7 protein-coding genes and 1 pseudogene are annotated in these 6624 nt (G+C 44.6%); 2 read left to right on the top strand and 6 right to left on the bottom strand.

What is annotated here, in order from left to right; translation table 11 throughout:
- Positions 1–123: 123 nt before the first annotated feature.
- Positions 124–843, top strand: coding sequence for an ion transporter (locus tag ACI31H_RS06505; RefSeq protein ID WP_439771174.1), 720 nt, complete (start codon positions 124–126; stop codon positions 841–843).
- Positions 844–853: 10 nt separating this feature from the next.
- On the opposite strand, the gene ACI31H_RS06500 is transcribed toward ACI31H_RS06505, so the two are convergent.
- From ACI31H_RS06500 to ACI31H_RS06475, 6 genes and pseudogenes are all read right to left on the bottom strand, one after another.
- Entirely contained in the window at positions 854–1147 is a 294-nt protein-coding gene (locus ACI31H_RS06500) for a heavy metal-binding domain-containing protein (protein ID WP_439771173.1), read from the bottom strand.
- Between the two features lie 78 nt (positions 1148–1225).
- Positions 1226–2540, bottom strand: a pseudogene (locus ACI31H_RS06495) (ISL3 family transposase).
- Positions 2541–3040: 500 nt separating this feature from the next.
- Entirely contained in the window at positions 3041–3712 is a 672-nt protein-coding gene (locus ACI31H_RS06490) for a CPBP family intramembrane glutamic endopeptidase (protein ID WP_320609712.1), read from the bottom strand.
- Complete coding sequence (locus tag ACI31H_RS06485) at positions 3705–3932, bottom strand: hypothetical protein (RefSeq protein WP_320609713.1); 228 nt, start codon at positions 3930–3932, stop codon at positions 3705–3707. The genes ACI31H_RS06490 and ACI31H_RS06485 overlap by 8 nt, the downstream gene beginning before the upstream one ends.
- A gap of 91 nt (positions 3933–4023) precedes the next feature.
- The gene (gene rbsR / locus ACI31H_RS06480) at positions 4024–5046 is read right to left on the bottom strand and encodes a ribose utilization transcriptional repressor RbsR (RefSeq protein ID WP_439771172.1); all 1023 of its coding nucleotides are present in this window, start codon (positions 5044–5046) and stop codon (positions 4024–4026) included.
- Between the two features lie 62 nt (positions 5047–5108).
- On the bottom strand, positions 5109–5717 hold the full coding sequence (locus ACI31H_RS06475; RefSeq protein WP_320609716.1) for a hypothetical protein: 609 nt from the start codon (positions 5715–5717) through the stop codon (positions 5109–5111).
- A 191-nt stretch (positions 5718–5908) separates the two neighbouring features.
- Between ACI31H_RS06475 and ACI31H_RS06470 the strand changes: the two genes are divergently transcribed.
- The gene (locus ACI31H_RS06470) at positions 5909–6541 is read left to right on the top strand and encodes a deoxynucleoside kinase (protein WP_283594638.1); all 633 of its coding nucleotides are present in this window, start codon (positions 5909–5911) and stop codon (positions 6539–6541) included.
- Positions 6542–6624: the final 83 nt, after the last annotated feature.

The raw sequence follows: 6624 nt of genomic DNA, 5'->3' as shown, positions 1-6624 counted from the left end.
CATCTAAATCATACGCTAAGGCTTTCTAATTTACACAAACTTCTTGACACTCTCCCAAAGTATTAGGCTGCTACATAGATCTGATATAATTAACGCAAATCCAACGAAAAGACTGTGAGTATTTTGACGAAAAGCAAATTATACGACATTGTAATGGCCATTCTCGCCCTTGTGTCAATCTTCTTGATCATCCTGAGCTTCGGTGGCGTGATTAACCTAAACACTGGTTATCCCGAGCTACTCAACAATGTCCTCCTGATCGTCTTCACGATTGATTACTTCGGTCGCCTGGCACTTGCTAAAGACAAGCGTAAATTCTTCAAGGACAATATCTTTGACCTCCTGTCGATCATTCCGGTCTCACCAGCATTCAATATCTTCCGGCTGGGCCGCCTGGCACGGTTCTTCCAGATCTTCCGCCTGCTGCGCCTGATTGGATTGACCGGGAAGCTCAACCGCCTTCTCCACACCAATGGCCTGATCTACATCATCTACACCAGCATCTGTATCCTGGTCATTGCTGCATCAATGTACTCAATCAGTGAACACGTCCCCTATGGTCGCTCCCTCTGGTGGGCCATCGCCACGGCAACTACCATTGGTTACGGTGACATTTCGCCCCATACCTTTATCGGTAAGCTCGCCGCAATCTTCTTGATGATCGTCGGAATTGGAATTGTCGGGGTGCTGACTAGCTCCTTAACCAATCTCTTTATCCATGACCACACAGAAGACCAGATGCAAAAGATCCTAGATAAGCTCGATCAAATTGAAAAGACCAACCATGAGCTCACCGCCGAGATCAAGCAACTCAAAACTAGCCAAAAAGAAAAGATGAAGTGATTGCGTAATATCACTTCATCTTTTTCTTATCGATCAATTGAATCATTGTTCCATACCCAGTGACCACCAGGAACTTCGGGGCAACCTGGACATTAGCAACATCAGTAGTAAAGCGAACGTTGACCACCCCATCGGCCCCCTTGGCCGTTGCCCGTGACTTGAGCTTGGCCTCAACATCACTAAAAAGCTGGTCCATGGACTCAAAGGCATCAATCTCCTCGCTCGGCAGCATCAAATGGCTAGTCGCGTTGACAATCCCTAGGATTCGGTGGGCCTGCGGAAAAGCCTCGGTTGATAAAAACATCTAATCACCTCATACCCTATTATACACAAAAGGGCTCTTTGTCAATCGGTAAGGATGAAGAGAATTTGGAGAACTAGACTAAGCTACCTTGGCTATTGGTCTAGTTCTCCTTTTTGGTAATTCACGAATCATGAGGTTAGAATTCTTCAACGAAATGAGAATCCTAATCCGAAAATGAAAGAAGTTGCGATAGCCATATGCGGTCCGTTTGATTATCTTGATTTTATTATTAGTACCTTCGATCGGCCCGTTGGTTAGTCGGGTGTAAAAGCTGGCAATAATTTCCTGGCGGTGCTTGGCGAGTGTTCGCTTAACTCGTCTTATAACATTTGGTAGATTATTTCGCTTAATTAACTGATCTAACAAAGTCTGACTACGGTGACTAATTGCGGCTATTAAATCTTGATAGTATTCGTAGGCAGCTCTTAGTTCTGGAGAGAAGTTGAGCAGCCGTTCTACGACATCTTGATTAGACAAACAAGCGTGATAAAAATTACGTCGTGAATAGTAGTGCAGGTAATCTAGCTGGCCCTCCTTAGTCATTAATAACTTCCAATAATGCTTTAAAGCGCGGTATTCATGTGTATTAGCCCCGTATTCTTTCATAACCTTAAGCCGGGCACTTTGAAGTGCCCGGTAAGCCTGGACAACGACGTGGAAATGATCAGCTACAATCATAGCCTGGGGAAATAAGTCATGAATTAGGTTACGATAAGGTTCAAACAGATCGACAACGACAATCTTAACCGACCAGCGAGCCTTTTTAGAGTAGTGAGAAAGAAAGTAATTACGCATGAAACGCGAATTACGAGACTGAATGATGTCAATAGTACGATGGTTCTGCGGATTCATTAAGATCATACTCATCCTACTTTGGGCAAACTTACCGGATTTAAAGTCATCAAAAGCGATGGTTGCCGGTAACCAGTGAGGATTAGTCTTTAAAGGTATCTTCGAGGCCCTCGAGCTGACGCTCAACGGTGTTAGTAGAAACATTGTGATGACTAGCAATCGTCCGCATTGATTCATTCTCACTGAGTTCCTGTACAATATGGTATTTAACGACATTCGCAATTCGACAGGCAAAATTAACTCCTTGGACCTCGGCAACCTTGGTAACTCGCTTGGGGCATTGGGGCGATGGTGGACAGAGATACTGTTGTTTCTTGATTTTTAAGACAGCTGGTTTTCCAGCCAGTGTAAGGATTTTGATCGTTACGGGCCGCTTACGGAAGCCATTGCGACGCATCAACTGGCCGCAAAGCGGACAGTGCATGGGATAAGACTGAATTAAATGGATGATCTTTAGTTCTTTATCCTCAGTTAAAAATGGTTTGTCAGGTTTTAAGTAAGGATCCTTGATTCCAGTCCAAAAATTGATATCATTAGTCATGAGGAATATATCCTTTCTAAGACAACTGAGTGGTTATGGGGATAACTTAAGACAGTTGTCTTTTTTATTTTTAAATCAATGGTACAGCAAGTAACAAAAAACGGTAAAGATAAGAAATCATCTTATCCTTACCGAATATCATAGAACCCACAAAAGGACGCAAGTACAATGCCTGCGTCCTTCAATAACTCACGGAAGGAATCTTGCCACTTTGCACTGGAACTAACTACATACAATTATCTTTGATTCTAAACTTCCGCAAAGTCGCATTTCTTACCACTGTCAAAGTGCACCCTGGTGACCTTATTACAGAACTTAAACGAACTCAAAACTTTAATCGATGTTTCTGGTCACACTTACGTTGCTTCTAGCCTACTCCATAACTTCCTTCGGCGCTTTGATCAAGTGGGAGGTGCCATGACGAATCATGTCCTCTTTCGTTCTTATTTCCTTCCACGTCTTTAATATACCATCTTATGGAAGCGATTACAACTACTATTTTAAATTTTTAAAAGTGCCGCCATCGCTACGATATTGTTAAGGGCATGCAGGGCAATAGAGTTCTTTAACGAACCGGACCGCCGGTAGACGTATGCCAGCACCATCCCCATAAAACAATAGGTACAAAAACTAACGATATTGGTACTGATGTGCGCCAACGAAAAGACCAATCCTGACAAAATTATCTTTGGCCAAAACCAATCTGGCTTAAAGAACAGATTCGTCAACACCCCACGGAAGATCAGCTCTTCAGCTACCGGAGTCAGCGTAAAGGACGAGATGGCAAAAACCACGGTCGCCAACTGATTATGGGTAAGCATCTGGGCAATCGCCTGATTATTAGCGGTCTGCGTCTGATGAAACAGCAACATGTTCAACTGACCAAAGAAGCTCATCCCAATCAGTAAAACAAAGTAGCCCAGTATCACCAGCCCAATCCGAAAGTGGCCACCACTCAACTGGTTGTATTGATTATAGAGCCGCCGGGCCCAGCCAATGATGAAGGCAAACATTATCAAAAAGATTGCCAGTAGCAAGATGGTCAACCAGAGATTGTTCGGGTGCCGATTAGCAATTGAAATTGCCACCGGCGGTAACTGGATCAATAAAAATAGGATCAGCATGATCCCAACCCGGTATATAAAATCAAAAAAGCTTGCAAGTTTACTCATTTTTATGCTGTTCTGCTTCCTTCTCCCGCTGTTTCCGTAACCGGTGGTAACTCCGCTTAGCTGTCACCCGGGTCACCCACAGGTTAGCGCCGACAAAGCCCAGGACCCATAAAAGATACATCAGCCAGCCGGAAATAACGTTGGTTGCCGTTAGCCAAACCAAAACGGCAAAAATAATAAAAGTGGGGAGAATAATTTTAATTAGGTATTCTGCTTTCAATCATCTTACCTCTTTTTTCCACCTAGTTTACTAAAATTAAAAAGGGATCACAACCCAAACGAATGTGATCCCTAAATCAATTTTATTGTACTTAAAGTGGGGTGCGAACCCGGGCCGTACTCTGGCGCTGGATTAATTCCACGGGGAAGCGTTGAATCTGTTCCTGTTCCTGATCGGAATGGATTTTATTCAGCAACATCTTAGCGGCCCCGATTCCGAGGTCCATGATTGGCTGGCGAATCGTGGTCAGTTGTGGTGAGACGTACTCATCCAAGTAGATATCGTCATACCCCATTACAGAAATCTGATCAGGCACCTTGACCCCCTGCTCTTTCAGCCCCCGCATCAAGCCAATAGCCATGTCGTCGTTACCGGCAAAGGCTGCCGTCACACCCGTCTTAATAACGGCCGCAGCGGCATTATAGCCCCCCTGTAGACTCAGTGGGGCTTTGATGACATTATGATCCACATCCAGTTCAATGTGGTTTTTACGCAGGCAATCCTGGAAACCAGTTAGCCGTTGAGTGAAGTTCTCACTTAGCTCATTGGGTTCCAAAATTGCAATCTTATGGTGACCAAGATCGGCCAGGTGCTGAGCGGCCAGCGTACCACCGCGGTAATCATCGGTCAGCACCCGGGTCCCCTCTTGAGCGTAGTTTTGATCAAAAAGGATATATGGGACGTCCCGGGCCCCGATGATTTGATTAACCGTATCGGTAGTCATGGTAGCACTGGCAATGATTAACCCATCAATTGATCGTTCCAACATCTGCGAAAGGTAATTCTGCTCCAATTCAGCATTCCGATCAGCACTGAAAATCAGCGGAATCATCCGCTCATGCTGGGCAACGTGCTGAACCCCCTCAACAAAGGTACTAAAGAAGGGACTAGTAATGTTCGGTACTAAAACCCCAATCATACTTGACGACTGGCGCAGAATCAGACTCCGGGCATTAAAATCGGGCACATACCCATACTCGTCACGTAATTTGAGAATTTTATCCCGGGTTTTCTTGCTGAAACGTTCCCCCTTACCATTCAGAATCTGTGACACCGTCGTTACTGAGACACCAGCAAGTCGGGCGATGTCGCGAATTGTTACTTTTTTCCCCATTTTGATCCCACCACTTTCGTTTGTTACTCTCTAACTTTATATTAATTTGGGGATCGTTGCAATTAATCTTCGGGAAAAATATCCGCGAAAATCTGCTGACCGGTAGCCATTTGGGTTCCCCGGAAACGCAGGTAATCAATTTGTGCCAGGAGGACCTGGTATTCCCACAACGACGACAGGTCATGCTCATTGAAGTAGTGCAGTACCAGTTGGATACGGTCAAGCTGGGCAATCTTTCCAGTAAAATCGTCAGCACCCTTATATTTGCGGGTCCCAACCACTACCGGAAGCTGATTAGTGTAGGAATCTCGCAAAGCGTTCTCCAACAAGTTGCCACTGGTAATCTCTGGATGATCATCCAAAAACTCCTGCACGTGCCAGACATCAAAGTAGTGATAGCGGTGGGCCACCTTAGTCTTCTCTGAGACGGTCGTCAGGTAGTCAGTCTGTCGAATTACTGCCTGAATACTGCTGATCCGGATCACAATCAAGCCATTAATCTTACCGTCCCAGTCAATGCTGATCAACAGGCAGAAGACCGGGTCCATGCCAACCACAAAGCCAACATTAAAGTAATCATCCCCCGGTAGGTTATGGACTTCCACCAGGTAGCCCTGCTGTTTCGCCAGGGCCAGTTGTTCACGGATCATATTCTCCGTCATTTTCTCCATTTTTTCTTCACCTTACTATTAATATTTTTGTCTCCGACCGGGTCCTAAACCTCGAGCAGCCGGACTTCTATGAGATTTAAAAATATAAATAAGCCATCCTTCCTACTAAATCTAGCAAAATTTACCATAGGAATCCACAACATTTTGTAGTAAGATGGTTTTTGTGTTATTAAAAGTAAAGAGGGGCCATCATGGTGATTATTACAGCAGGAATGATTGGTGTCGGCAAAACTACACTTACGGGAAAGATTGCTGAACACTTAAATACTAAAGCATTTTTCGAACCAGTCGGTGAAAATCCCGTTTTACCACTGTACTACAAAGATCCGAAGCAATACGGTTTCCTGCTTCAGATCTACTTCCTAAACAAGCGGTTCTCAATGATCAAACAGGCACTGTCTGATGACAACAACGTCCTCGACCGTTCCATCTACGAGGATGCCCTGTTTACTCGGGAGAACAACGCGGAAGGTAACATCACTGATACCGAGCTTGAGGTATATCTTAACCTCCTCGATAACATGATGAAGGACTTACAGCAACTGCCAAAGAAGGCACCAGACCTCATGGTTTACTCCGAAACCGACTTTGAAACGATCCTCTACCGGATCAAGAAACGGGGCCGGGACTATGAGCAAATCGATAACAACCCAGAGCTGAAGGACTACTATTACAAGATGTGGAGTGCCTACAAGCAATGGTACAAGGATTACGACGCTAGTCCCAAGATGAAGATCGATCTTGAGACGTATGATCTGGAAGACCCGAAGAACGTGGAAACGGTTCTGGGAATGATCGACGAACGCCTGGCTTCAATCCGTTAATATCAAAAAGACTGAGAATTATTCTCGGCCTTTTTTATTTGGCAGATTGTAAAATTTAAGTTGAACATTTAAGTGGACAGAAA

Source organism: Limosilactobacillus sp., assembly GCF_051873035.1.
Classification (GTDB): domain Bacteria; phylum Bacillota; class Bacilli; order Lactobacillales; family Lactobacillaceae; genus Limosilactobacillus.
The sequence above is the reverse complement of the archived record's forward strand: the minus strand, read 5'-3'. Positions and strand labels throughout refer to the sequence as shown.